At 41.2% G+C, this 26,684-nt stretch carries 13 protein-coding genes, 25 tRNA genes and 3 rRNA genes; all 41 read left to right on the top strand.

Features of this window, described 5'->3' with window-relative positions; all coding sequences use genetic code 11:
• Nucleotides 1-46: 46 nt before the first annotated feature.
• The 41 genes from mfd to A5821_RS09330 all read left to right on the top strand — a co-directional run bounded on the left by mfd (nucleotide 47) and on the right by A5821_RS09330 (nucleotide 26,638).
• Nucleotides 47-3,562 carry a transcription-repair coupling factor gene (mfd, locus tag A5821_RS09530; protein WP_086315681.1) on the top strand — a complete coding sequence of 1,172 codons (3,516 nt, stop codon included), beginning with the start codon at nucleotides 47-49 and terminating at the stop codon, nucleotides 3,560-3,562.
• Between the two features lie 688 nt (nucleotides 3,563-4,250).
• Nucleotides 4,251-5,834: a putative polysaccharide biosynthesis protein gene (locus A5821_RS09525; RefSeq protein WP_086314346.1), complete on the top strand. Its 1,584-nt coding sequence runs from the start codon at nucleotides 4,251-4,253 to the stop codon at nucleotides 5,832-5,834.
• Nucleotides 5,835-5,839: 5 nt separating this feature from the next.
• Nucleotides 5,840-6,115, top strand: a complete 276-nt coding sequence (locus A5821_RS09520; RefSeq protein ID WP_086314345.1) for an RNA-binding S4 domain-containing protein — start codon at nucleotides 5,840-5,842, stop codon at nucleotides 6,113-6,115.
• A 63-nt stretch (nucleotides 6,116-6,178) separates the two neighbouring features.
• Nucleotides 6,179-6,640 carry an FtsB family cell division protein gene (locus tag A5821_RS09515; protein ID WP_086314344.1) on the top strand — a complete coding sequence of 154 codons (462 nt, stop codon included), beginning with the start codon at nucleotides 6,179-6,181 and terminating at the stop codon, nucleotides 6,638-6,640.
• A gap of 43 nt (nucleotides 6,641-6,683) precedes the next feature.
• On the top strand, nucleotides 6,684-7,157 hold the full coding sequence (locus A5821_RS09510) for a S1 domain-containing RNA-binding protein (protein WP_025873388.1): 474 nt from the start codon (nucleotides 6,684-6,686) through the stop codon (nucleotides 7,155-7,157).
• Between the two features lie 98 nt (nucleotides 7,158-7,255).
• Entirely contained in the window at nucleotides 7,256-8,638 is a 1,383-nt protein-coding gene (gene tilS, locus A5821_RS09505) for a tRNA lysidine(34) synthetase TilS (RefSeq protein ID WP_086314343.1), read from the top strand.
• 202 nt (nucleotides 8,639-8,840) lie between these two features.
• Nucleotides 8,841-9,386 carry a hypoxanthine phosphoribosyltransferase gene (gene hpt, locus A5821_RS09500; RefSeq protein ID WP_086314342.1) on the top strand — a complete coding sequence of 182 codons (546 nt, stop codon included), beginning with the start codon at nucleotides 8,841-8,843 and terminating at the stop codon, nucleotides 9,384-9,386.
• Nucleotides 9,387-9,486: 100 nt separating this feature from the next.
• Nucleotides 9,487-11,649, top strand: coding sequence for an ATP-dependent zinc metalloprotease FtsH (gene ftsH / locus A5821_RS09495; protein ID WP_086314341.1), 2,163 nt, complete (start codon nucleotides 9,487-9,489; stop codon nucleotides 11,647-11,649).
• A gap of 132 nt (nucleotides 11,650-11,781) precedes the next feature.
• Entirely contained in the window at nucleotides 11,782-12,678 is an 897-nt protein-coding gene (hslO, locus tag A5821_RS09490; protein ID WP_010772279.1) for an Hsp33 family molecular chaperone HslO, read from the top strand.
• 12 nt (nucleotides 12,679-12,690) lie between these two features.
• The gene (gene dusB, locus A5821_RS09485) at nucleotides 12,691-13,695 is read left to right on the top strand and encodes a tRNA dihydrouridine synthase DusB (RefSeq protein ID WP_086314340.1); all 1,005 of its coding nucleotides are present in this window, start codon (nucleotides 12,691-12,693) and stop codon (nucleotides 13,693-13,695) included.
• Nucleotides 13,696-13,789: 94 nt separating this feature from the next.
• The gene (lysS, locus tag A5821_RS09480; protein ID WP_086314339.1) at nucleotides 13,790-15,286 is read left to right on the top strand and encodes a lysine--tRNA ligase; all 1,497 of its coding nucleotides are present in this window, start codon (nucleotides 13,790-13,792) and stop codon (nucleotides 15,284-15,286) included.
• 720 nt (nucleotides 15,287-16,006) lie between these two features.
• A 16S ribosomal RNA gene (locus tag A5821_RS09475) occupies nucleotides 16,007-17,567 on the top strand.
• A gap of 283 nt (nucleotides 17,568-17,850) precedes the next feature.
• Nucleotides 17,851-20,762, top strand: a 23S ribosomal RNA gene (locus A5821_RS09470).
• A gap of 96 nt (nucleotides 20,763-20,858) precedes the next feature.
• Nucleotides 20,859-20,974: ribosomal RNA gene (gene rrf / locus A5821_RS09465) — 5S ribosomal RNA — on the top strand.
• Together the 16S, 23S and 5S rRNA genes with 25 tRNA genes alongside form the textbook arrangement of a ribosomal RNA operon.
• Before the next feature lie 14 nt (nucleotides 20,975-20,988).
• Nucleotides 20,989-21,061 (top strand) — tRNA-Val (locus A5821_RS09460).
• 6 nt (nucleotides 21,062-21,067) lie between these two features.
• Nucleotides 21,068-21,140 (top strand) — tRNA-Lys (locus A5821_RS09455).
• Between the two features lie 12 nt (nucleotides 21,141-21,152).
• Nucleotides 21,153-21,234 (top strand) — tRNA-Leu (locus tag A5821_RS09450).
• Between the two features lie 35 nt (nucleotides 21,235-21,269).
• Nucleotides 21,270-21,342: transfer RNA gene (locus A5821_RS09445), tRNA-Thr, on the top strand.
• Nucleotides 21,343-21,350: 8 nt separating this feature from the next.
• Nucleotides 21,351-21,422: transfer RNA gene (locus A5821_RS09440), tRNA-Gly, on the top strand.
• A 14-nt stretch (nucleotides 21,423-21,436) separates the two neighbouring features.
• Nucleotides 21,437-21,522, top strand: a tRNA-Leu gene (locus tag A5821_RS09435).
• 98 nt (nucleotides 21,523-21,620) lie between these two features.
• Nucleotides 21,621-21,694: transfer RNA gene (locus tag A5821_RS09430), tRNA-Arg, on the top strand.
• 10 nt (nucleotides 21,695-21,704) lie between these two features.
• Nucleotides 21,705-21,778: transfer RNA gene (locus A5821_RS09425), tRNA-Pro, on the top strand.
• Between the two features lie 10 nt (nucleotides 21,779-21,788).
• A tRNA-Ala gene (locus A5821_RS09420) sits at nucleotides 21,789-21,861 on the top strand.
• 18 nt (nucleotides 21,862-21,879) lie between these two features.
• Nucleotides 21,880-21,953: transfer RNA gene (locus A5821_RS09415), tRNA-Met, on the top strand.
• A gap of 20 nt (nucleotides 21,954-21,973) precedes the next feature.
• Nucleotides 21,974-22,047, top strand: a tRNA-Ile gene (locus tag A5821_RS09410).
• Between the two features lie 37 nt (nucleotides 22,048-22,084).
• Nucleotides 22,085-22,174 (top strand) — tRNA-Ser (locus tag A5821_RS09405).
• 60 nt (nucleotides 22,175-22,234) lie between these two features.
• Nucleotides 22,235-22,308 (top strand) — tRNA-Met (locus A5821_RS09400).
• Nucleotides 22,309-22,363: 55 nt separating this feature from the next.
• Nucleotides 22,364-22,437, top strand: a tRNA-Asp gene (locus A5821_RS09395).
• Between the two features lie 12 nt (nucleotides 22,438-22,449).
• Nucleotides 22,450-22,520, top strand: a tRNA-Gly gene (locus tag A5821_RS09390).
• 4 nt (nucleotides 22,521-22,524) lie between these two features.
• A tRNA-Ile gene (locus tag A5821_RS09385) sits at nucleotides 22,525-22,598 on the top strand.
• 19 nt (nucleotides 22,599-22,617) lie between these two features.
• Nucleotides 22,618-22,705: transfer RNA gene (locus A5821_RS09380), tRNA-Ser, on the top strand.
• Between the two features lie 9 nt (nucleotides 22,706-22,714).
• A tRNA-Glu gene (locus A5821_RS09375) sits at nucleotides 22,715-22,786 on the top strand.
• A gap of 18 nt (nucleotides 22,787-22,804) precedes the next feature.
• Nucleotides 22,805-22,894, top strand: a tRNA-Ser gene (locus tag A5821_RS09370).
• A 51-nt stretch (nucleotides 22,895-22,945) separates the two neighbouring features.
• Nucleotides 22,946-23,019: transfer RNA gene (locus A5821_RS09365), tRNA-Met, on the top strand.
• A gap of 56 nt (nucleotides 23,020-23,075) precedes the next feature.
• Nucleotides 23,076-23,149, top strand: a tRNA-Asp gene (locus A5821_RS09360).
• Nucleotides 23,150-23,163: 14 nt separating this feature from the next.
• Nucleotides 23,164-23,236, top strand: a tRNA-Phe gene (locus A5821_RS09355).
• A gap of 17 nt (nucleotides 23,237-23,253) precedes the next feature.
• Nucleotides 23,254-23,324, top strand: a tRNA-Gly gene (locus tag A5821_RS09350).
• Between the two features lie 12 nt (nucleotides 23,325-23,336).
• Nucleotides 23,337-23,410: transfer RNA gene (locus A5821_RS09345), tRNA-Ile, on the top strand.
• Nucleotides 23,411-23,421: 11 nt separating this feature from the next.
• Nucleotides 23,422-23,493 (top strand) — tRNA-Glu (locus tag A5821_RS09340).
• A gap of 255 nt (nucleotides 23,494-23,748) precedes the next feature.
• Nucleotides 23,749-24,588, top strand: a complete 840-nt coding sequence (licT, locus tag A5821_RS09335) for a BglG family transcription antiterminator LicT (RefSeq protein ID WP_086314338.1) — start codon at nucleotides 23,749-23,751, stop codon at nucleotides 24,586-24,588.
• A gap of 148 nt (nucleotides 24,589-24,736) precedes the next feature.
• A complete protein-coding gene (locus A5821_RS09330; RefSeq protein WP_086314260.1) occupies nucleotides 24,737-26,638 on the top strand; it encodes a beta-glucoside-specific PTS transporter subunit IIABC in 1,902 nt (633 codons plus the stop codon).
• Nucleotides 26,639-26,684: the final 46 nt, after the last annotated feature.

The following is a 26,684-nucleotide window of genomic DNA, read 5'->3' as shown; positions in this document are numbered from 1 at the left end:
ATAAAGAGTATAGAAGGAGGAGCCTGACGTGAACATCGTGGAACGAATTGGTGCAAGTGAATTAGCCCAAAATTGGCAAAAGCAACTAACAGCTAATACCCGCCAGTTGATTACAGGTTTAGCTGGTTCTGCTAAAACATTAGTTATGACTAGCGGGTTTAAGGAAAAAAATAAAAAAATCGTCGTGGCTGTTCCAAATCTTTATTATGGAAATCAGTTAGTGGAAGATTTTCGTAATATCTTATCAGATGAAGAGGTTTATCTATTTCCTGTGGATGAAGTATTATCTGCAGAAATGGCTTTTTCTTCACCAGAAGCAAGAGCGGAAAGAGTAGCTGCGCTTAATTTCCTTTTGACCGATCAAGCAGGAATCATTGTAGTTCCTGTAGCAGGTCTGAGAAAATATTTACCAAGCAAGCAAACATGGCAACAAGCGCAGCTTCATTGGGAGCTCGGTGGAGAGATCGAGCTAGATACTTTAGCGCAGCAATTAGTTTTAATGGGGTATGAACGGCAATCGTTAGTCGGCAAGCCTGGTGATTTTAGTATTCGCGGAAGCATCGTCGATGTTTATCCACTAAATGCAGAGTATCCGGTCAGAGCAGAGTTATTTGATATCGAAATTGATTCTTTGCGTTATTTTGAAGCAGATACCCAACGGTCTGTTGGCGCTATTGAATCTGTGACACTTTCGCCAATGACAGATCTCGTATTTTCAAAAGAAGATCTGATCCATGGTGAAAAAGCACTAACAAAAGCACTAGCAAAAAGAATGGCGATTGCTAAAGATACGACCGAAAAAGAATTTCTTCAAGATTACTTTGGACAGCTATCGACATCGTGGAGTCAAGGGATTCCTACTGATACAGCCCATTATTACACAGACCTTTTATATGAAACTAAAACGACCTTACTGGATTATTTATCTGAAGACAGTTTAATTTTCATTGATGATTATGCGCGTATTTTAGAAGCTGAACGTGAAATTATTCGTGAAGAAAACGAGTGGCAAGTTCTCAAATTAGAAGAAATGCGCGTCTTTCCAGAGCAGACATTTGGCTTGGAATTCCATGAACAAGTAAGAAAAATGACATTTGCAACAACCTTTTTTTCGTTATTCCAAAAAGGAATGGGAAATCTACGTTTTCAAGCAATTCATAATTTTCAGTATCGTTCAATGCAGCAATTCTTCGGTCAAATGCCACTATTAAAAACAGAAATGGATCGTTGGCAAAAACAAGATCAGACAGTTGTGGTTTTTGTACCGACGAAAGAACGAAGTCAAAAAGTCGAAGAGTTGTTTCGTGATTTTGACATTTCAAGTGTAACGGCATCTGAAGAGAAATTAATTGAAGGGAAAATTCAAATCGTCGAAGGCTCATTGCAGTCTGGTTTTGAATTGCCAGTCGAAAAAATCGTTGCCATCACAGAAAAAGAAATTTTCCATACTACAACGAAAAAAAGAGCAAGACGCCAAACCGTTTCGAATGCAGAACGACTAAAAAGCTATAGTGATCTGAAAAATGGAGATTATGTTGTTCATGCAAACCACGGAATCGGTAAATATATTGGTATGCAGACATTGGAAGTTGACGGCGTTCATCAAGATTACATCACAATTTTATATCAAAATGATGATAAGCTATTTATTCCTGTTACCCAGTTGAACTTGATCCAAAAATTCGTAGCTTCTGAAGCCAAATCGCCTAAAGTAAACAAATTAGGCGGCAGTGAATGGAGTAAGACCAAACGCAAAGTTTCTTCTAAAATCGAAGATATTGCGGATGATTTGATTCAACTTTATGCTTCAAGAGAATCAGAAAAAGGCTACGCTTTTCCGCCAGATGATGCATACCAAAAGGAATTTGAAGATGCTTTTCCCTATAGTGAAACAGATGATCAGCTACGTAGTACGGCTGAAATTAAACATGACATGGAAAAAACAAGACCAATGGATCGTTTATTAGTCGGTGATGTGGGCTATGGGAAAACAGAAGTCGCTTTGCGTGCGGCTTTTAAAGCAATCAATAACAATAAACAAGTTGCTTTTTTAGTTCCTACGACTATTTTAGCGCAGCAACATTACGAAACGATGCTTGATCGTTTTGAGGGGTTTCCTGTGGAAGTAGGCTTGTTGAGCCGATTTAGAACGAAAAAGCAACAAAATGAAACGATCGAAAAAATCAAACATGGTCAAGTGGATATTGTAGTAGGGACTCACCGATTGCTTTCCCAAGATGTGAACTTCAGTGATTTAGGGTTATTAGTTATCGATGAAGAACAACGTTTTGGTGTGAAGCATAAAGAACGTCTAAAACAACTTCGGGCCCAGGTTGACGTTTTAACGTTAACAGCAACACCAATACCGAGAACGCTGCATATGTCAATGCTTGGGGTTCGTGATCTTTCGGTTATTGAGACACCACCGGAAAATCGTTATCCAATTCAAACTTATGTTATGGAGAACAATCCAGGCGCAATCAGAGAAGCGATCGAAAGAGAAATGGCTCGTGATGGACAAGTCTTTTATCTCTACAATCGAGTGGATACGATCGAACAAAAAGTCGAAGAAATCCAAGCATTAGTACCAGATGCCAGAATTGCTTACGCGCATGGTCAGATGACTGAAGTTCAATTGGAAAACACCTTATTTGATTTTATTGAACGTCAATATGATGTTTTAGTTACGACAACCATCATTGAAACAGGCGTAGATATTCCAAACGCCAATACGTTATTTGTAGAAAATGCTGATTACATGGGATTATCGACGTTGTACCAATTGCGAGGCCGAGTTGGTCGAAGTAATCGAGTTGCATATGCTTACTTTATGTATGAGCAGCAAAAGATTTTGAATGAAGTGAGTGAAAAGCGTTTAGAAGCAATCAAAGACTTTACTGAGTTGGGTTCAGGATTTAAAATTGCGATGCGGGATTTATCGATTCGTGGGGCGGGAAACTTATTAGGCGCCCAACAGCATGGCTTTATCGATTCCGTCGGATTTGACATGTACTCACAAATGCTTTCAGAAGCTGTTGCCCGCAAACAAGGGAAAAACATTCAGGATCAAAAAACATCTGTTGAGATCGACTTGGGTATTGATGCTTATTTACCAACAAGTTATATTTCAGATGAACGTCAAAAAATTGAGATTTATAAACGAATTCGTCAGTTAGAAAATATGGATATGTACGATGAACTAGAATCAGATCTCCTTGATCGTTTTGGTGAATACCCAGATGAAGTGGCTCACTTATTGACGACGGGACAAATCAAAATGGACGGTGATCGTGCGTTGCTGGAAACAATTCGTAAAAGACAGCAAGAAATTACATTTACCTTGAGTAAAATCGGTACAAAAACCTATAGTGTAGAACAATTATTTGAGGCACTAGCTCAGACTCAGCTAAAAGCAGATCTTGCTGTCGAGAATGAAAAAATGTCCGTTCGTTTAAAAGTACCAAAAGATATGAAAGAAGCTGCTTGGCTACAAGAAGTAGCATCCTTTACTACAGCTTTAAGACAAGAAAAATACAAGACGGCAGCTGTTGAGGAAGATTGAGTTGAATGTATCTAGCTTCACGGGCTTACCTCTCGGAAAAAAGATAAAAATAGAGTGAGGCGAAAAGCACCTCAATCGATTTTTCCTATTTTTCAATCGAGGTTGAACGAGCCCGTTCCGCTTTTAAGCATATCTAGCTTCACGGGCTTACCTCTCGGAAAAAAGATAAAAATAGAGTGAGGCGAAAAGCACCTCAATCGATTTTTCCTATTTTTCAATCGAGGTTGAACGAGCCCGTTCCGCTTTTAAGCATATCTAGCTTCACGGGCTTACCTCTCGGAAAAAAGATAAAAATAGAGTGAGGCGAAAAGTACCTCAATCGATTTTTCCTATTTTTCATTCGAGGTTGAACGAGCCTGTTCCGCTTTTAAACTTATCTAGCTTTACGGGCTAACCTCTCGGAAAAAAGATAAAAATAGAGTGAGGCGAAAAGCACCTCAATCGATTTTTCCTATTTTTCATTCGAGGTTGAACGAGCCCGTTCCACTTTTAAACATATCTAGCTTTACGGGCTAGCGCTATGCTCTGCTTCGATCTCAACAATTCCTAAGAGCTAAAGCTCTAAGGATTGAAGGTCTTCGGAAAAAAGATAAAATATGAATGAGGTAAAAGACACCTCAGTCTTATTTTTCTATTTTTCTGTCAGAGCTAGGCGAGCTCATTCAGCTTTAAAATAGGAGGTCAACCAATGGCACACAAAGAAATGCGATCGATGATGCAAGGTGCAGCTATTTTAACTATTGCATCATTTATTGCCAAAGTGCTGAGTGCAGTTTATCGGGTGCCTTTTCAAAACTTAGTTGGTGATGAAGGATTTTATGTTTACCAGCAAGTTTATCCAATCTATGGTATTGCGATGACTTTAGCATTATCGGGGTTGCCGCAGTTTATTTCAAAAATCGTAGCAGAGCAACCTGATATTAGTGGACAGAAGAGGGTGTTACAACAACTCTTTCCGTTTGTCTTTATGATTGCGAGTTTGTGTTGGGCGTTTTTCTTTTTCGGGAGCCATGAAATAGCCTTTATGATGGGCGATGCTCAACTGGCTACTTTGATCCAAGTGGTCTCTTTTACATTCTTATTAGTGCCCATATTATCCTTTTATCGCGGTAATTTTCAAGGACATCTAATGATGATTCCCAGTGCGGTTTCACAAGTGATGGAGCAACTTGTTCGAGTAGGTGTGATTTTGGTTGCAGCTTATTCTTTTAGTCGATTTGGTTGGTCTGTTTATCAAACTGGCACGATTGCTATGGGTGGAGCTTTATTTGGTGGTATCGTTGCTGCAGGAATTCTTTGGTATTATGATCGGAAAATTCGAGTAGGAAGTTCAGCGTACTTGACCCAGTGGAAAGCTGAAAAAAGCTCAGGAAAATTATTTGGACGTTTACTGGTGGAAGGTGGAATGGTCTCTTTATATAGTGCCTTCTTGATTCTTTTTCAATTAATCGATTCCTTTTTTGTGAAAAACACCTTAGTTGCAGCAGGTATCAGTGATTCAGCGGCCAAAATCGATAAAGGGGTGTACGATCGTGGTCAGCCCTTGGTTCAATTGGGGTTAGTTGTTGCGTTAGCATTAAGTTCAAGTTTTTTACCAGCTTTGACAAAGTATTTCATGAGTCAAGAGCAAGGAAGATTTTTACAAGCCGCTAAAATATTCTTACGTTTGACTACAACGATTGCAGCAGCAGCTTCAATAGGATTGATGTTATTGCTCCCTTATATAAATTTTGCTTTGTTTAAAGATTATAACGGGAATGGTGTTTTAGGTGTGTATGTTTGTTCCATTGCATTTATGGCAGTCATTCAAGCTTATCAAAGTATTTTACAAAGCCGTAACCAATTTTTTGTATCTATGCTTTCAGCTGGAATTGGATTGTTAGTCAAGTTGTTCTTAACTAGCCCCCTAACGTATACCTGGGGAACGCTTGGTACTAGTGTATCAACGATTGCAGGGTTAGTGGTTACCTTATTTATATTGATACTTTTTTCAAAAAAAGAAATTAATCGCTTCGCTATAGAGAATCATTTCTTTAGAAAATTAATGATTAGTTTAGGAATGATGGGAATTGTGTTATTCTGTTATCAGGGTGTCATTGCAATTTTCTTAGGGACTGTCGAACATCGTGGACAGGCCTTAGTGGTTGCTTTAGTGGGAGTCTTGGTTGGTGGTGCTACATTTGTTTTCACCATTATTAAAATAAAATTATTTACGGTTCGGGAATGGCTGACATTACCGTTTGGAGCGAAAATATTAAGAATGAAGAGGTAAGGTTTATGCGCTTAGACAAATTTTTAAAAGTTTCACGTATCATTAAGAGAAGACCTGTCGCCAAAGAAGTTGCTGATAAAGGAAGAATTCAAATCAATGGAATTCTCGCAAAATCATCAAGCAATGTGAAAATTGGTGATCAAGTTAGAATTCAGTTTGGAAACAAAATCTTAGAAATCGAAGTACTTGAGCTTCGTGATTCAACGAAAAAAGAAGATGCAGAAAAGATGTATCAGATTGTTTCAGAGAAAAGAGTCGAAAATAGTGACAATTTAGATTAGACAAGCTTCTTAGATGTTGGTATAATGAGACAGACAAACCAAAAAACGAGTGGAGCGGAAAACATGGGCAAAAAGAAAAAAGACATGGAAAAAGTTGCTGCATTAGATAATGAGTATACAAAAGAACAGTATGCCGAATTTCAAAAACAGCAAAAGCAGTTGATTTTCAGGCGTCGACGTCTGGCGGTTGTTTTTCTCGTGGCGTTTGTGATTTTTATTGTTTCAGGTATCCAGTTAGTGAAGGACTACCAGCAACTGAATGCTTTCAAAGAACAGCAAGCACAAGCTGTAGCTGAATCTGGCGAAGCAGATAAGAAATTAAGTCGTTTAGAACAAGATGTTGCTCTTTTGAGAGATGACGATTACGTGGCGAAGTTAGCCCGTAGCCGCTATTATGTCTCCAAAGAAGGCGAACAAATCTACAACATTCCAGAGTTAGGCGGAACGACTAGCTCAAGTAATGAACAAAAATCATCAGATAGTCAATCACAGTCTCATTCATCTGAAAAACAATCAGGCGAATAACTGCAGATATAATAGGGTAAATAATAGGAGGAACATTTTTTTTATGTCAATTGAAGTAGGAGCGAAGTTGCCAGGAAAAGTGTCTGGTATCACTAATTTTGGTGCCTTCATCGATTTAGGTGAAGGAAAAACAGGGTTGGTTCACATTAGTGAAGTATCAAATGGATTCGTAAAAGATATCCATGATGTATTGACCGTAGGGGATGAAGTGACTGTAAAAGTTACCTCAGTCGGTGATGATGGGAAAGTAGGCTTGTCGATTCGCAAAGCGCAAGAACAAGCAGCAGAACCCAAGCGTGAATATCAACGTCGTGATAACAATGAGCATCAAGGAAATCGCGATCGCAACTCACGTCCAGCGCCTAAAAAACAATTTACAAGAGCGCAACCAATGAATTCAAAACAAGATTTTGATTCATTGATGAGTTCATTTTTAAAAGATAGTGATGATCGTTTAACTTCATTAAAACGTAACACTGAAGGCAAACGTGGTGGACGCGGCGGACGCCGTAACTAACGAATGAATAAATAACTGAAGCTGAGCGAAAGCTCGGCTTTTATGTTTGGTGCATTTTTTATGAGAGTCTATAAACTAAGATACAAAGAGGTGAGTAGATGTTTCAAACATTTTACGATCATTGTAAAAGAAACGATTATTGGCTACCAAACCAAAAAATTTTATTGGCTATTTCTGGTGGCGTTGATTCAATGGTATTGTTGGAGTTAATGCGGACTGCTGCTAAAAAAGATCAACTAACATTAGTAGTAGTTCATATTGATCACCAATTGCGAACGGAATCAGCAGCAGAAGCTAGTTATCTGAAAAACTATTGTGAGAAACTAGAAATACCATACTACAGTAAAATATGGGGAGAAGCAGATAAATCCCAGAATACCGAAGCACGTGCACGTAGATTCCGCTATGACTTTTTTTCTGAAATCATGACGCAAGATGGAATCCCTATTCTTATGACGGCACATCACAGTGACGATCAAGCTGAAACGCTTTTGATGAAGCTTACGAGAGGAAGTGTGCTATCTAATTTAGTTGGAATTAGAAAGAAGCAGTCGTTTGGAACAGGGGAATTGATTCGCCCCTTCTTAATTTTTTCCAAAGAAGAAGTGCGACAGTTCGCAGAAAAAACGGGAATTGTGTATTTTGAAGATCAGACTAACCAGAGTGATGCTTACATGAGAAATCGCTTGAGACATCAGGTTATTCCGGTTTTGAAAAAAGAAAATCCAAAATTTTTGGAACACATGGCAAGTTTTAGTGAACAGATTACATTAGCTGATGAACTCATACAGACAGTGATAGAACCAAAATATGATCGGTGGGTAGAAAAGACAACAGATGGCTGGGTGATTCAATTATCCGAGTTGAAACGAGAAAAAAGAAGTATCCAAACTTTTTTCCTAATAGATTTGTTTCAACGAACGATCATACCAGAAGGTGTGGCAATCAGTCAGTTACAGATTAAACAACTGATAAATATGTTTGATCAGTCAGCACCTCAGTTATCCATGGATATTGCGCAAGGATGGCAAGTTGTAAAAGAATACAATAAGTTTCATCTGACAAAAAAAGAATCAACTTATGAAGGGAAAACGACTTATTTAGATGTAAATCAACATGTTTTTCTTTCTGAAAATGAATGGTTAGCTCTAGAAAAAGTAGAAGAGACACTCGAGTTGCCTGAAACCGTAAAAGGTTGGACAGAATATTCTCTGCTTATAAGCGGACAAATACCATTACCGCTAACGATTCGTCATCGTCAAAATGGAGATAGAATTTCGCTTACATCAAGCTTGACTAAAAGATTAAATCGTTTTTTTATTGATAGAAAAATCCCTAATTCTAGCAGAGAAAAAGCTTGGGTTGTTCTTTCCGCTGAAGGTGAGATTATTTGGGTTCCAAAATTTGTAAATTCATATTTGAGTATTCCTAAAGAAACTGATAAAATACTCTACAGGCTCCTTTATAAAATAAAAGAGTAAAAACCAAAAATTACTTTTATTCAAAGAAGCAAAATAACATAAAATAATAACTAAGGGCCTCAAAGGAGAAAGAGAGCCGTTGCTCTTGCGAATTTATTCGCTTAAAGCAAGGGACACTACACTAGCGTTTCGATCGCATCAACTTCTAAGTGCTCCAGCACTAAGAGTTGCAGGACGGACCTTAAAGGAAAAGGAGAGCAATATGTTAGAGAACGATATTAAACAAGTTTTGATCACGAAGGAACAAATTCTTGAAAAATCAGTTGAACTCGGGAAACAACTAACAGAAGATTATAAAGGGAAAAATCCTTTAGTGATCGGTATTTTGAAGGGTGCAATACCTTTTATGGCTGATATCACACGCTGTATTGATACTCATTTAGAAATGGATTTTATGGCTGTATCTAGTTATGGAAACGCAACAGTGTCATCTGGCGAAGTGAAGATCATCAAAGATCTAGATACAAATGTTGAAGGTCGTGATATCCTGATTGTAGAAGATATTATCGATAGCGGACGCACGTTGGCTTATCTAGTTGATCTTTTTAAATACAGAAAAGCAGCATCTGTGAAAATTGTCACGTTGTTAGACAAACCAGAAGGTCGTGTTGTTGATATCGTCGCAGACTATGTTGGTTTCGATGTACCCAATGAGTTTGTTGTAGGGTATGGTTTGGATTATGCAGAAGCCTATCGGAATCTCCCTTATGTAGGCGTATTGAAACCTGAAATCTACGAATCAAATTAATATCTCTCTTAGATTTAGTTATGTTACAATGTAATGGTCAGAATTGATAAAAAATAAACCGTAAAATTAAATTACGCACAGTAGTCAAAGGAGGACAGGCATGAATAAAAAGAATAGCGGCATGAAAAATGGCCTTTATTATGTATTACTGATTTTGGCGATGGTCATGGTTGTTTATTTCATCTTTGGAAATAACAATCCCCAGTCACCAGATATCGAATACTCAACCTTCAGTACCCAGTTAGACGAAGGTAAAGTGAAAGAACTGACGATTCAACCAACCAATGGTGTGTATAAAATCACAGGTCAGTACAAAGAAAAACAAGAAATTAAAAATACTGGTGGTCTTTCATTATGGGGATCGACAGAAGTTTCTACAAAAGCATTTACTACGCTTGTCTTACCAAGCGATATCACATTATCTGGTATCCAAGAGTTAGCCAAAGACAATAATGTGAAACTTACAGTGAAAGAACAATCATCAAGCGGTGCTTGGCTTTCGATCTTGTTTAGTTTCTTACCGATCGTATTGTTCATCTTCTTATTCTATATGATGATGGGACAACAAGGCGGCGGTGGCGGTGGCGGCGGCCGTGTTATGAACTTTGGTAAATCAAAAGCCAAAGAAGCAGACAAAAAAGCGAACCGCGTACGCTTCTCTGATGTAGCAGGAGCGGAAGAAGAAAAACAAGAACTAGTGGAAGTGGTCGAGTTCTTAAAAGATCCTCGCCGTTTTGTTGAATTAGGTGCAAGAATTCCTGCTGGTGTTCTATTAGAAGGACCTCCAGGAACCGGTAAAACATTACTTGCTAAAGCCGTTGCCGGTGAAGCAGGCGTACCTTTTTATTCTATCTCAGGTTCAGACTTCGTTGAAATGTTCGTCGGTGTCGGTGCGAGCCGTGTCCGTGACTTATTTGAAACAGCGAAGAAAAATGCTCCAGCGATCATCTTTATCGATGAAATCGATGCAGTAGGTCGTCAACGTGGTGCTGGTATGGGTGGCGGACACGATGAACGTGAACAAACTCTTAACCAATTGTTAGTTGAAATGGATGGATTTGATGGCAATGAAGGCGTAATCGTCGTAGCTGCAACAAACCGTTCAGACGTGTTAGACCCAGCGTTATTACGTCCAGGTCGTTTTGACCGTCAAATTTTAGTTGGTCGTCCTGATGTTAAAGGTCGTGAAGCGATTCTTAAAGTTCATGCTCGTAACAAACCGTTGGCTGATGACGTTGATTTAAAAGTTGTTGCACAACAAACACCAGGTTTTGCTGGTGCTGATTTAGAAAACGTATTGAACGAAGCTGCATTAGTTGCTGCTCGTCGTAATAAAAAGAAAATTGATGCATCCGATGTGGATGAAGCAGAAGATCGTGTAATCGCAGGACCTGCGAAAAAAGATCGTGTGATCAACAAAAAAGAACGCGAAATGGTTGCTTACCACGAAGCTGGACATACAATTGTTGGTTTAGTCTTAAGCCGTGCTCGTATCGTTCATAAAGTGACGATCATCCCTCGTGGACGTGCTGGCGGTTACATGATTGCTTTACCAAAAGAAGATCAATTCTTGATGACCAAAGAAGACATGTTTGAACAAATCGTTGGATTACTTGGTGGACGTACAGCGGAAGAAATTATTTTCGATGTTCAATCAACAGGTGCATCGAATGACTTTGAACAAGCAACAGGTATTGCCCGCAGCATGGTAACTGAATATGGAATGAGCGACAAATTAGGTCCTGTTCAATATGAAGGGAACCATCAAGTATTTGTTGGCCGCGATTATGGTCAAACAAAAGCTTACTCAGAACAAGTAGCATTTGAAATCGATCAAGAAGTACGTCGTATCTTGATGGAAGCTCATGATAAAGCACGTGAAATCATTGAATCTCACCGTGCTCAACACAAACTAATTGCAGAAAAACTGTTAGAGTATGAAACATTAGATGCTCGCAGCATCAAGTCATTGTTTGAAGAAGGCGTTATGCCGCAAGATGTTATCGACAGCCAATTCCCTAGTGAAAAAGCTCAAACATTTGAAGAAGCAAAACGTGCATTAGAAGAGAAAGATGCGCAAAGACAAGCAGAAGAAAAACAAGACTTTGAAGACGCAAAAAAAGAATTACATGACGAAGCAGAAGAAGTAAAAGCGGACAGCGAAAAAACAGAAGAAAAAGTTCAGTCAGAAACTAAATCTGATGATGAACGTAAAAATGATTCTGAATATGACCGTAATAACTTTGACGATCGTTACAAATAAAACATTTAGAGCATCCCTTTTACGGGGTGCTCTTTTCTTCAAGTTGAAATTATTTAGTTGAAAAAATAGCTAAATCCTAGTATTATCTGATAATGAGTCAAAAAACGAAGCAAGTGAGAAGAGGAAAATAAAATGGAAGATTACTTAGTAAAAGCATTATGTTATGAAGGATCGATTCGCGCTTATGCAGTTTGCGCAACAAATACAATATCAGAAGCACAAAAACGTCACGATACATGGAGTTCATCAACTGCAGCGTTAGGCAGAACAATGGTAGGTGCTCTATTATTAGGAGCTACTTTAAAAGGCGATGATAAGCTAACTGTAAAAGTCCAAGGTAACGGGCCAGCAGGAGGAATCGTGGTTGATAGCGATGGTAGTGGGAATACTAAAGGATACATAAAAAATCCTCATGTTAGTTTAACGTTGAATGAAAGTGGCAAAATCGATGTCCGTGGAGCTGTGGGGACTGAAGGGATTTTCACTGTAATCAAAGATTTAGGCTTGAAAGAAACATTTTCTGGGCAAACACCAATCGTTTCTGGTGAAATCGGTGAGGATTTTACCTACTTTATGGCTGTTTCAGAACAAATTCCATCCGCGATTGGTTTGAGTGTTTTAGTTGATACAGATGAAAGTGTAAAAGCTGCTGGCGGTTTTATGATCCAAGTCATGCCTGGAGCCGATGAAAAAACGATCGACTTTATCGAACAACGTTTGCAGGAAGTACCAATGATTTCTCGCTTGATTGATGAAGGGGAATCACCAGAAGGGATATTAGAACGTCTACTTGGCAAAGATGAAATCGAAATCTTAGAAAAAATGCCTGTTCAATTTAAATGTAACTGCTCAAAAGAAAAATTTGGCACAGCAATCATTGCAGTTGGTCTAGATGAAATCAATGCGATGATCGAAGAAGACCACGGAGCAGAAGCGGTTTGTCAATTCTGTGGTAACAAATATCACTATAGTGAAGAGGATTTAATTGAACTACGAGATGAAGCAATCAAAAATACGCGTGAAAAGTAGGAGAGATGCACTATGTGGAAAATAGGAAATGTCGAAATTCCAAATCGTGTTGTAGTAGCCCCAATGGCGGGGATTAGCAATGCTGCTTTTCGTGTAACGGTCAAAGAATTTGGTGCAGGCCTTGTTGTCTGTGAAATGATCAGTGACAAAGGCATTCAGCAAAGAAATCAAAAAACATTAGATATGCTCTATATAGATGAGAAAGAATACCCGTTAAGTGTACAGATTTTCGGTGGAGACAAAGAAAACTTGGTGGAAGCAGCAAAATTTGTAGAAGAAAATACAAAAGCTGCAATCATCGACATCAACATGGGCTGTCCTGTAAATAAAGTGATCAAAGCAGAAGCTGGGGCTAAATGGCTATTAGATCCGAATAAAGTTTATGAAATGGTAGATGCCGTTTCTTCTGCGATTGATTTGCCCGTTACGGTAAAAATGAGAACTGGCTGGGATGAAGAACACTTATTTGCAGTTGAAAATGCGTTAGCTGCTGAAAAAGCGGGTGCCTCAGCTATTGCAATGCATGGGCGTACAAGAGTTCAAATGTATGAAGGGCAAGCAAATTGGGATGTTTTAAAAGAAGTGAAACAACATCTAACGATTCCTTTTATGGGAAATGGGGATGTACGCACACCAGAAGATGCCAAACGTATGTTAGAGTATGTGGGGGCGGATGGTGTGATGATCGGTAGAGCTGCTTTAGGAAACCCTTGGATGATTCAACGTACAAAACAATATCTTGAAACAGGAGAGCTAATGCCAGAGCCGACTCCACGTGAAAAAATCGAAACGGCTAAAGTTCATTTACAACGATTAGTTGATTTAAAAGGTGAAAAAATTGCGACAAGAGAATTCCGTCAACATGCTGCCTACTATCTTAAAGGTATTCCGCGTGCTGCAAAAGTGAAAGCTGCAATCAATCAAGCAGAAACCCAACAAGCGATGGTTGATCTGTTAGAAGCCTTCGAAGAAAAAGCAGAAAAACATGCAGAAAAAGAAGCAATCGAAATAATCTAATAAAAAAAGCAGGCTGAAACAGAAATTCGGCTTGCTTTTTTTTGTTTCAATGTGGCATTATAAGGGTATGTGATTTCAGAATGGAGGAAATACAGTGGCAGATGAACAACAAGCGCATCAAGAAGATCTGAATGATCAAATGCTTGTGCGTCGTGAAAAAATGGAAAACTTACGTGAAGAAGGGATCGATCCTTTCGGGAAGCGTTTTGACCGAACACATAATTCAAAAGAATTACATGAACAATTTGACCAACATTCAAAAGAAGAATTAAATGAAATGGATTTATCGGCAAGTGTCGCTGGTCGTATGATGACTAAACGTGGTAAAGGTAAAGCAGGATTTGCTCATTTACAAGATCGTGAAGGACAACTTCAAATCTACGTGCGCAAAGACCAAGTCGGTGATGAAGCATATGAGTTATTTAAGCATGCTGATTTAGGTGATTTCTTTGGCGTAACGGGTCAGATCATGAAAACTGATACAGGTGAAGTGACAGTTAAAGCTAAAACGATTGTTTTGTTAACAAAAGCATTGCGTCCATTACCAGATAAATACCACGGTTTAACAAACATCGAACAACGTTACCGTCAACGCTATTTAGATTTAATTAGTAATAAAGATAGTTTTGACCGTTTCATGAAACGTAGCCAAATCATTAGTGAGATTCGCCGCTACCTTGACAGCAATGGCTATGTAGAAGTGGAAACTCCTGTTTTGCATAATGATGCTGGTGGTGCTACAGCACGTCCGTTTATTACCCATCATAATGCATTGGATATGGACTTATATTTACGTATCGCTTTGGAATTGCATTTGAAACGCTTGATTGTCGGTGGAATGGAAAAAGTCTACGAAATCGGTCGAGTATTCCGAAATGAAGGAATCGATACAACACATAACCCTGAATTTACTATGCTAGAAGCTTATACTGCTTATACAGATTACAAAGATGTGATGGACCTAACAGAAGGAATCATCCGTAATGCTGCAGACAAAGTTTTAGGAACAACAACGATCACGTATGATGGGCAAGAAGTTGACTTAGGCTCTGAATTTAGACGTGTACACATGGTTGACGCGATTAAAGAGCAAACAGGTGTTGATTTCTGGAAAGAAATGACTGTTGAGGAAGCTCGTTCTTTAGCAAAAGAACATAATGTAGAAATCAACGATAATATGTCAGTTGGGCACATTTTAAATGAATTCTTTGAAACATTTGTTGAAGAGACACTACAACAGCCAACGTTTGTTTACGGACATCCAGTAGAAGTTTCTCCTTTAGCGAAGAAAAATCCAGAAGATGGTCGTTTTACCGATCGTTTTGAACTATTTATAGTAGGAAAAGAATTTGCCAATGCATTTACTGAGCTAAATGATCCTATCGATCAGCGTGGACGTTTTGAAGACCAAGAAAAAGAACGTGAACAAGGAAATGATGAAGCTCATGGTGTAGATGAAGACTTTATCGAAGCCTTAGAATACGGATTACCGCCAACCGGTGGGCTAGGAATAGGAATTGACCGTTTGGTAATGCTCTTAACAGATGCTCAATCGATTCGTGATGTACTATTATTTCCAACAATGAGATAAAGTATGAAAGAGTAGATTATTTATTGATAATCTACTCTTTTTTATTTTCTGAAAAAATCCAGATAAAAGGTATAGAAACTAACTATTCGAAGTGTTAAAAGCGAACAATAAAGAACAAAAGTAATAAAACAATCGGTAACGAAAAAAAGTTTGAAAAAAGTGCAAATTTTAGTTGACCTAAGCGTATAATCTTGGTATATTATATCTTGTCGCAAGGCACTGATGAAACACGCCGAACGATAGGAATAATATAACAATCCAAGTTTGAAAAAACTTTGGAAATCAGGTGAAAAACTTGTTGACAAACAATGATTAACCTGATAAACTAGTGAAGTTGTCGCAAGAAACAAAGACAGCTGAACGAAAAATAGAATAACATTTCAGGTTTTAAAAAAACTTGAAAAATCAGGAAAAAAGTTGTTGACAAATAACAAACAACCTGATAAACTAATGAAGTTGTCGCGAAACATTCGATAGCATCGAGCGGAAAAAACTTTGAAACTTTTTTAAAAAAAGTGTTGACATCAAATCGAAGATTTGATATGATATAAAAGTTGCTGCGAGGTAACACAGTAGACCTTTGAAAACTGAACAAAGTAAGACGAACCAAATGTGTAGGTTGTTTTTACAACGGTAAAAACAAACAACAATTTTTAACAAAGCGAAGCAATATGCTAGCAAACAAATGAGCTTAACAATCTTCGGATTGTGTTCAACTTTTATTATGAGAGTTTGATCCTGGCTCAGGACGAACGCTGGCGGCGTGCCTAATACATGCAAGTCGAACGCTTCTTTTCTACCGAGTGCTTGCACTCATTTGAAAAGAGGAGTGGCGGACGGGTGAGTAACACGTGGGTAACCTACCCATCAGAGGGGGATAACACTTGGAAACAGGTGCTAATACCGCATAACAGTCGACACCGCATGGTGTTGATTTGAAAGACGCTTTCGGGTGTCACTGATGGATGGACCCGCGGTGCATTAGCTAGTTGGTGAGGTAACGGCTCACCAAGGCCATGATGCATAGCCGACCTGAGAGGGTGATCGGCCACACTGGGACTGAGACACGGCCCAGACTCCTACGGGAGGCAGCAGTAGGGAATCTTCGGCAATGGACGAAAGTCTGACCGAGCAACGCCGCGTGAGTGAAGAAGGTTTTCGGATCGTAAAACTCTGTTGTTAGAGAAGAACAAGTAGGAGAGTAACTGCTCTTACCTTGACGGTATCTAACCAGAAAGCCACGGCTAACTACGTGCCAGCAGCCGCGGTAATACGTAGGTGGCAAGCGTTGTCCGGATTTATTGGGCGTAAAGCGAGCGCAGGCGGTTTCTTAAGTCTGATGTGAAAGCCCCCGGCTCAACCGGGGAGGGTCATTGGAAACTGGGAGACTTGAGTGCAGAAGAGGAGAGTGGAATTCCATGTGTAGCGGTGAAATGCGTAGATATATGGAGGAACACCAGTGGCGAAGGCGACTCTCTGGTCTGTAACTGACGCTGAGGCTCGAAAGCGTGGGGAGCAAACAGGATTAGATACCCTGGTAGTCCACGCCGTAAACGATGAGTGCTAAGTGTTGGAGGGTTTCCGCCCTTCAGTGCTGCAGCTAACGCATTAAGCACTCCGCCTGGGGAGTACGACCGCAAGGTTGAAACTCAAAGGAATTGACGGGGGCCCGCACAAGCGGTGGAGCATGTGGTTTAATTCGAAGCAACGCGAAGAACCTTACCAGGTCTTGACATCCTTTGACCACTCTAGAGATAGAGCTTTCCCTTCGGGGACAAAGTGACAGGTGGTGCATGGTTGTCGTCAGCTCGTGTCGTGAGATGTTGGGTTAAGTCCCGCAACGAGCGCAACCCTTATTGTTAGTTGCCATCATTCAGTTGGGCACTCTAGCGAGACTGCCGGTGACAAACCGGAGGAAGGTGGGGATGACGTCAAATCATCATGCCCCTTATGACCTGGGCTACACACGTGCTACAATGGGAAGTACAACGAGTCGCTAGGCCGCGAGGTCATGCAAATCTCTTAAAGCTTCTCTCAGTTCGGATTGTAGGCTGCAACTCGCCTACATGAAGCCGGAATCGCTAGTAATCGCGGATCAGCACGCCGCGGTGAATACGTTCCCGGGCCTTGTACACACCGCCCGTCACACCACGAAAGTTTGTAACACCCGAAGTCGGTGAGGTAACCCTTGTGGAGCCAGCCGCCTAAGGTGGGATAGATGATTGGGGTGAAGTCGTAACAAGGTAGCCGTATCGGAAGGTGCGGCTGGATCACCTCCTTTCTAAGGAATATTACGGAAACTTACACATTCGTCGACACTTTGTTCAGTTTTGAGAGGTTTACTCTTATAAAAAAAGCGAATCGCTTGATTTTCTTTTTTATATGATTTCTCTCAAACGAATTGTTCATTGAAAACTGGATATTGAAGTAAAAAAGTAATCAAAACAAACCGAGAACACCGCGTTGAATGAGTTTTTTAATTAAAATAGTTCGAATGCTTATTTTATTGGTGACGCCTCTATCGCTAGAGAAACGAACCAAACAAACTGACCGTAAGGTCATAAGGTTAAGTGAATAAGGGCGCACGGTGGATGCCTTGGCATTAGGAGCCGATGAAGGACGGGACTAACACCGATATGCTTTGGGGAGCTGTAAGTGAGCTATGATCCAGAGATTTCCGAATGGGGAAACCCAACATCTTTTATAGGATGTTACTTGCCAGTGAATACATAGCTGGTTAGAGGTAGACGCAGAGAACTGAAACATCTTAGTACCTGCAGGAAGAGAAAGAAAATTCGATTCCCTGAGTAGCGGCGAGCGAAACGGGAAGAGCCCAAACCAACAAGCTTGCTTGTTGGGGTTGTAGGACTCCGTTGTGGTAGTCTGTCAAGATAGTCGAAGAACCTGGAAAGGTTCGCCAAAGTGGGTAATAGCCCCGTAGACGAAATGTTGGCAACACCTAGGAGGATCCTGAGTACGGCGGAACACGAGAAATTCCGTCGGAATCCGCGGGGACCATCCCGCAAGGCTAAATACTCCCTAATGACCGATAGTGAACCAGTACCGTGAGGGAAAGGTGAAAAGCACCCCGGAAGGGGAGTGAAATAGATCCTGAAACCGTGTGCCTACAACAAGTCAAAGCCCGTTAATGGGTAATGGCGTGCCTTTTGTAGAATGAACCGGCGAGTTACGATTGCATGCGAGGTTAAGGTGAAGAGCCGGAGCCGCAGCGAAAGCGAGTCTGAATAGGGCGAATGAGTATGTAGTCGTAGACCCGAAACCATGTGATCTACCCATGGCCAGGTTGAAGGTGTGGTAAAACGCACTGGAGGACCGAACCCACGTACGTTGAAAAGTGCGGGGATGAGCTGTGGGTAGCGGAGAAATTCCAAACGAACTTGGAGATAGCTGGTTCTCTCCGAAATAGCTTTAGGGCTAGCGTCGAAGTTAAGAATGATGGAGGTAGAGCACTGTTTGGACTAGGGGCCCATCTCGGGTTACCGAATTCAGATAAACTCCGAATGCCATTCATTCATATTCGGCAGTCAGACTGCGAGTGATAAGATCCGTAGTCGAAAGGGAAACAGCCCAGACCACCAGCTAAGGTCCCAAAATATATGTTAAGTGGAAAAGGATGTGGGGTTGCACAGACAACTAGGATGTTGGCTCAGAAGCAGCCACCATTTAAAGAGTGCGTAATAGCTCACTAGTCGAGTGACCCTGCGCCGAAAATGTACCGGGGCTAAACATATTACCGAAGCTGTGGATCACACCTCTGGTGTGATGGTAGGAGAGCGTTCTAAGGGCGTTGAAGGTCGATCGTGAGGACGGCTGGAGCGCTTAGAAGTGAGAATGCCGGTATGAGTAGCGAAAGACGGGTGAGAATCCCGTCCACCGTATGACTAAGGTTTCCTGGGGAAGGCTCGTCCGCCCAGGGTTAGTCGGGACCTAAGCCGAGGCCGATAGGCGTAGGCGATGGACAACAGGTTGATATTCCTGTACCAGTTGTTTTTGTTTGAGCAATGGAGGGACGCAGGAGGCTAAGGAATGCATGCGACTGGAAGTGCATGTCCAAGCAGTAAGTCTTGAGTAGAGTCAAATGCTTTACTCTATACGGACAAGCTGTGATGGGGAGGGAAATAATAGTACCGAAGTTCCTGATGTCACACTGTCAAGAAAAGCTTCTAGTGAGAAAACAACTGCCCGTACCGTAAACCGACACAGGTAGTCGAGGAGAGTATCCTAAGGTGAGCGAGCGAACTCTCGTTAAGGAACTCGGCAAAATGACCCCGTAACTTCGGGAGAAGGGGTGCTGACTTCGGTCAGCCGCAGTGAATAGGCCCAAGCGACTGTTTATCAAAAACACAGGTCTCTGCAAAATCGAAAGATGAAGTATAGGGGCTGACGCCTGCCCGGTGCTGGAAGGTTAAGAGGATGGGTTAGCTTCGGCGAAGCTCAGAATTGAAGCCCCAGTAAACGGCGGCCGTAACTATAACGGTCCTAAGGTAGCGAAATTCCTTGTCGGGTAAGTTCCGACCCGCACGAAAGGCGTAACGATTTGGGCACTGTCTCAACGAGAGACTCGGTGAAATTTTAGTACCTGTGAAGATGCAGGTTACCCGCGACAGGACGGAAAGACCCCATGGAGCTTTACTGTAGCTTGATATTGAGTGTTTGTACCACATGTACAGGATAGGTAGGAGCCGATGAACCCGGAACGCTAGTTTCGGTGGAGGCGCTGGTGGGATACTACCCTTGTGTTATGAACCCTCTAACCCGCACCACTTATCGTGGTGGGAGACAGTGTCAGGTGGGCAGTTTGACTGGGGCGGTCGCCTCCTAAAGAGTAACGGAGGCGCCCAAAGGTTCCCTCAGAATGGTTGGAAATCATTCGCAGAGTGTAAAGGCAGAAGGGAGCTTGACTGCGAGACTTACAAGTCGAGCAGGGACGAAAGTCGGGCTTAGTGATCCGGTGGTTCCGCATGGAAGGGCCATCGCTCAACGGATAAAAGCTACCCTGGGGATAACAGGCTTATCTCCCCCAAGAGTCCACATCGACGGGGAGGTTTGGCACCTCGATGTCGGCTCGTCGCATCCTGGGGCTGTAGTCGGTCCCAAGGGTTGGGCTGTTCGCCCATTAAAGCGGCACGCGAGCTGGGTTCAGAACGTCGTGAGACAGTTCGGTCCCTATCCGTCGCGGGCGTTGGAAATTTGAGAGGAGCTGTCCTTAGTACGAGAGGACCGGGATGGACTTACCGCTGGTGTACCAGTTGTTCTGCCAAGGGCATTGCTGGGTAGCTATGTAGGGAAGGGATAAACGCTGAAAGCATCTAAGTGTGAAGCCCACCTCAAGATGAGATTTCCCATTTCTTTAAGAAAGTAAGACCCCTGAGAGATGATCAGGTAGATAGGTTGGAAGTGGAAGTGCAGTGATGTACGGAGCGGACCAATACTAATCGGTCGAGGACTTAACCAAAGTAACGAAATAAAAAAGTTTTTTCGGAATGTTTGATTACTACTTCAATCCAGTTTTGAGTGAATAATCACTCAACTTAATAGTAACAACACCCAGTGTGGTGGCGATAGCGAGAAGGATACACCTGTTCCCATGCCGAACACAGAAGTTAAGCTTCTTAGCGCCGATTGTAGTGAAGGGTTTCCCTTTGTGAGAGTAGGACGTCGCCACGCTAAAGTGTTGTCTTGGAGGTTTAGCTCAGCTGGGAGAGCACCTGCCTTACAAGCAGGGGGTCGGCGGTTCGATCCCGTCAACCTCCATTTTTTGAGCCGTTAGCTCAGTTGGTAGAGCATCTGACTTTTAATCAGAGGGTCGCAGGTTCGAGCCCTGCACGGCTCATAGAAATATTTTGCGGGTGTGGCGGAATTGGCAGACGCACTAGATTTAGGATCTAGCGCCTTACGGCGTGGGGGTTCAAGTCCCTTCACCCGCATTTTTAGTCTCGTTTTAATACTAGGCGATTATAACGCCGGCTTAGCTCAGTTGGTAGAGCATCTGATTTGTAATCAGAGGGTCGAGGGTTCAAATCCTTTAGCCGGCATCCAGACTGCGGAAATAGCTCAGTGGTAGAGCACCACCTTGCCAAGGTGGGGGTCGCGGGTTCGAACCCCGTTTTCCGCTTTGCTTGTTCTTTCGCCGGGGTGGCGGAACTGGCAGACGCACAGGACTTAAAATCCTGCGGTGAGTGATCACCGTACCGGTTCGATTCCGGTCCTCGGCATTGCTTTGAGACACTATGAATGGCAATTGTAAAATTGACAGAATAGATGTTAACAAGTACGAAGCAGATGGATACATCTGACTTTGATCCTTGTTTTAGCACCCATAGCTCAACTGGATAGAGTGCTTGACTACGAATCAAGAGGTTAGGGGTTCGACTCCCTTTGGGTGCATTTGTAAATACGGGAAGTAGCTCAGCTTGGTAGAGCACTTGGTTTGGGACCAAGGGGTCGCAGGTTCGAATCCTGTCTTCCCGATTTATTTTGTGGGGCCTTAGCTCAGATGGGAGAGCGCCTGCTTTGCACGCAGGAGGTCAGCGGTTCGATCCCGCTAGGCTCCATTAGTACTTTTATATTTTCGCGGTGTAGCTCAGCTGGCTAGAGCGTCCGGTTCATACCCGGGAGGTCGGGGGTTCGATCCCCTTCGCCGCGATATTTCTTTTTAAGAGCCAAGGACCTTTAGCTCAGTTGGTTAGAGCAGACGGCTCATAACCGTCCGGTCGTAGGTTCGAGTCCTACAAGGTCCATTGTAGTGACGATATAATTAATAGTACTTTTTATTTCGGAGGATTACCCAAGTCCGGCTGAAGGGAACGGTCTTGAAAACCGTCAGGCGGGTAAAACCGTGCAAGGGTTCGAATCCCTTATCCTCCTTACAAAGTTCCTATAAAGGAATAATGTTACTTTTTCTATAAGATTACTTGTAGATATTATCGCGGGGTGGAGCAGTCAGGTAGCTCGTCGGGCTCATAACCCGAAGGTCGTAGGTTCAAATCCTGCCCCCGCAATTGCTTTTAATATTTAGTTAAAGGCGTAAGTAATAAAGTGATGCAATACATTTTTGGTTTGGTAGTTCAGCTGGTTAGAATGCCTGCCTGTCACGCAGGAGGTCGCGGGTTCGAGTCCCGTCCAGACCGTTTTAAAGTATTGCGGGTGTAGTTTAGTGGTAAAACCACAGCCTTCCAAGCTGTTGTCGCGAGTTCGATTCTCGTCACCCGCTTTATGGGCCTATAGCTCAGCTGGTTAGAGCGCACGCCTGATAAGCGTGAGGTCGATGGTTCGAGTCCATTTAGGCCCATTTTTTAAATTATTTTCTTGGGGAAGTACTCAAGTGGCTGAAGAGGCGCCCCTGCTAAGGGTGTAGGTCGGGAAACCGGCGCGAGGGTTCAAATCCCTCCTTCTCCGTTTCATAGCGGCCCGTTGGTCAAGCGGTTAAGACACCGCCCTTTCACGGCGGTATCACGGGTTCGATTCCCGTACGGGTCATTTTTTAATATTTATACCGGAGGATTACCCAAGTCCGGCTGAAGGGAACGGTCTTGAAAACCGTCAGGCGGGTAAAACCGTGCAAGGGTTCGAATCCCTTATCCTCCTTATTTTGAAATTTTAAGTTCTTAGATACTTGAAATAGTCAAATACTATTATCGCGGGGTGGAGCAGTCAGGTAGCTCGTCGGGCTCATAACCCGAAGGTCGTAGGTTCAAATCCTGCCCCCGCAATTGCTTTTAGAGTATTTAAAAGCGAGAGTAATATAGTGATGCAATACTTTTACCTTGGTTTGGTAGTTCAGCTGGTTAGAATGCCTGCCTGTCACGCAGGAGGTCGCGGGTTCGAGTCCCGTCCAGACCGTTTCATTAATTTTTGGCGCAGTAGCTCAGTTGGTAGAGCAACGGATTGAAGCTCCGTGTGTCGGCAGTTCGATTCTGTCTTGCGCCATTTCAAAGAAGAAACATGCGGGTGTAGTTTAGTGGTAAAACCACAGCCTTCCAAGCTGTTGTCGCGAGTTCGATTCTCGTCACCCGCTTTTTTTCTTTAAGGGCCTATAGCTCAGCTGGTTAGAGCGCACGCCTGATAAGCGTGAGGTCGATGGTTCGAGTCCATTTAGGCCCATAAATTCAAAAGGCCCGTTGGTCAAGCGGTTAAGACACCGCCCTTTCACGGCGGTATCACGGGTTCGATTCCCGTACGGGTCATGTATTCAAAACATTTTGCTAACGGCTGAATGTTTTTTTATTTTTTTAAAAAATAATTTTATGAAAACGTTGACATCGTTGCTGTAATAAGGTATTCTATGCTTGTACACAACAAGTAAATAAATGGATAGTGATTGTTTAAATACAAGCTAAACCTAATTTTTCCAATGAGGAGGAGATTCTTCTTTTTTGGAAAGGTTGGGTTTTTCTTTTTTTACAATTAAAGGAGATAGATGCGAAGAAGGGAGTGAAAAGATGATTATTCAAAAAATTTTGAATAATAATGTTGTGATTACGTTGGATGTGAATGAACAAGAACAAATTGTGATGGGACGTGGTATTGCATTTAAAAGAAAAATTGGCGATTTTATTCCAGAAGAACAGGTTGATCAAATATTTCGTTTGGCTAATCAGGATGTTTCATTGAAGTTTCAAGAGTTGTTGGAAGAGTTGCCTTTAGAAGTAATGCAGTTATCGGATGAAATTATTAAGTATGCCAAGACAAAACTTGGTAGAAAGTTAAACGATACGATCTTCATTTCTCTAACCGATCATCTTCATACAGCTTTAGAACGAATAAGGCAAGGAATAGAAGTGAAAAATTTTTTGCTATGGGACATTAAACGTTTTTTTGCAGATGAATATTTTATTGGCAGTAAAGCTGTAGAGATGGTCAAGGAAAAATTTGATGTACAACTAACTGAAGATGAAGCTGGATTTATCGCTTTACATCTGGTCAATGCGGAGATGGATGAAGAAGTTGGCAATGTTTATGCACTAACAAAAATTATGCAGGAAATTACGAATATTGTTAAATACCATTTCAAGATTACTTTTAATGAGGATTCTGTCTATTTTTATCGTTTTAGTACTCATTTAAAATTTTTCGCTTACCGTTTATTAAATCATAAAGAATTTCATGGTGCAGATGATGGAGAATTGTATGAAGTAATCAAGAAAAAGTATCGTAATGCATATAATTGTGTAAATAAAATTTCTGAGTTCTTAACTGAAAGTTATCACTATAGTGTTTCTAAGGAAGAGAAAATGTATTTGATCATTCATATTGCACGGGTAGTGCATACGAATCGTTAGCAAGGTTACTAAATTTTAGCATAGATTACGAATAGGATGAAAGGTGGGTAGGATTATCAACAAAAGAAAAAATTTGGATAGTGACATTAAGTTGGCTAAACCTTCAAAAGTAAAGTATTAAAAAAACGAAACTTTGGAGGAACAAAAAATGGGAAAATATCATGATTTAGCAGAAAAGATTGTTAACAATGTAGGTGGAAAAGAAAATATTAATAGTTTGACACATTGTATTACACGCTTACGTTTTAAGTTGAAAGATGAATCAAAAGCAAATGACGATGTTCTAAAAAATATGGACGGCGTTGTGACTGTAATGAAGAGCGGTGGACAATATCAAGTGGTAATTGGGAATCATGTACCAGCCGTTTATGAAGATGTTGTAACTATTGCTGGGATTTCAGCAGATGCAGAGCAAGAGTCATCTGGGGGCAATCTATTCAATCGTTTGATTGACATTTTAAGTGGGTGTTTCCAACCATTCTTAGGAGCGTTAGCTGCAGCAGGGATGGTAAAAGGTTTAAACGCATTACTTGTTTTCTTGAAATTATATTCAGCTACTTCTGGAACTTATACAATGTTAAATGGTATTGGTGATGCGATATTTTACTTCATGCCAGTGATTTTAGGTTATACAGCAGCTAGAAAATTCAATTTAAACCCAATGGTGGGTATTGTGATTGGGGCAGCTCTTTGTTACCCTACAGTGCAAGGAAGCGCCTTACAAGCAGCATTTGAAACAACTGCTGGGGCTGGTGCAGCAGCGCCTTATAGTTTATTAGGCTTACCTGCTTATGATACATTTTTAGGTATTCCTTGGGTAGGTGCTGGTTATACGAGTAGTGTTGTACCAATCATATTCATTGTTGCTTTTGCAGCACAAATTCAAAAACTATTCAAAAAACTTATTCCTGAAGTTGTTCAGACTTTCTTAGTACCATTCTTTGTATTATTGATTGCATTACCAGTTGGTTTCTTAGTAATCGGTCCAATCATCAGTATGTTGACAGATTTACTAAGTGCTGGGTTCCAATCTTTGATGGGCTTCTCACCAGCATTATATGGCGTTATTCTTGGTTTCTTCTGGCAAGTATTGGTTATTTTCGGTTTACACTGGAGTGTTGTACCGCTTGCTATTATGCAAATTACACAAGAAGGAGCAAGTCAAGTATTGGTTGGTTCTTTTGCAGCAAGTTTTGCACAAACTGCAGTAGTTATGGCAATGTTCTTTAAATTAAAAGATGCAAAAATGAAAGCGCTATGTCCTCCAGCAATCATTTCTGGAATTTTTGGAGTAACTGAGCCTGCAATTTACGGTATTACTTTACCAAGAAAAACACCGTTCATTTTTTCAATGATCGGAGCAGCAGTTGGTGGTTTGTATTTAATGATCAATGGGGTAACTTCTTATACAATGGGCGGATTAGGAATTTTCGGTGTGTTAAACTTTATCAATGGTGATGATGCGAGTGGAATGATTCATTCTTTCGTTGCAATCTTGATTGCTGTCGTAATTGGTTTTACATTAACATTCTTCTTCTGGAAAGATGATACAGTTGTAGAAGAAGTAACTGAAAATAAAAAAGCTCAAAAAGCAATAAAAGAAGCCGTTTTAAGTCCAGTTAAAGGACGTGTTTTACCATTAAGTAAAGCAAGTGATCAAGCATTCGCACAAGGTGCTTTAGGAAAAGGTGTTTTGATCGAACCAACAGAAGGCGTTGTTAGAGCACCATTTGATGGCACAGTTATGACATTATTCCCAACATTACATGCGATTGGTTTGATATCAGATCAAGGGATGGAATTATTGATTCATATCGGTATGGATACAGTTCAGTTAGAAGGAAATGGTTTTGAAGGAAAAGTAGCACAAGGCGATAAAGTGAAAAAAGGACAAGTCTTAGTTACATTTGATATCGAGGCGATCAAAGCAGCTGGTTATAGTGTTGAAACACCAGTGATCGTTACTAATACTAGTGACTATTTAGATATCGTTGAAACACAAGAAGGTGAAGTAACTTCAAACGATACATTAATTACTGGATTAACTTAAAAAAATAGATGAGAGTGGAACCTGCAGTAAGAGAGGATAGTTTTAC

The organism is Enterococcus sp. 7F3_DIV0205, assembly GCF_002141365.2.
GTDB lineage: Bacteria > Bacillota > Bacilli > Lactobacillales > Enterococcaceae > Enterococcus_L > Enterococcus_L palustris.
The sequence above is the reverse complement of the archived record's forward strand: the minus strand, read 5'-3'. Positions and strand labels throughout refer to the sequence as shown.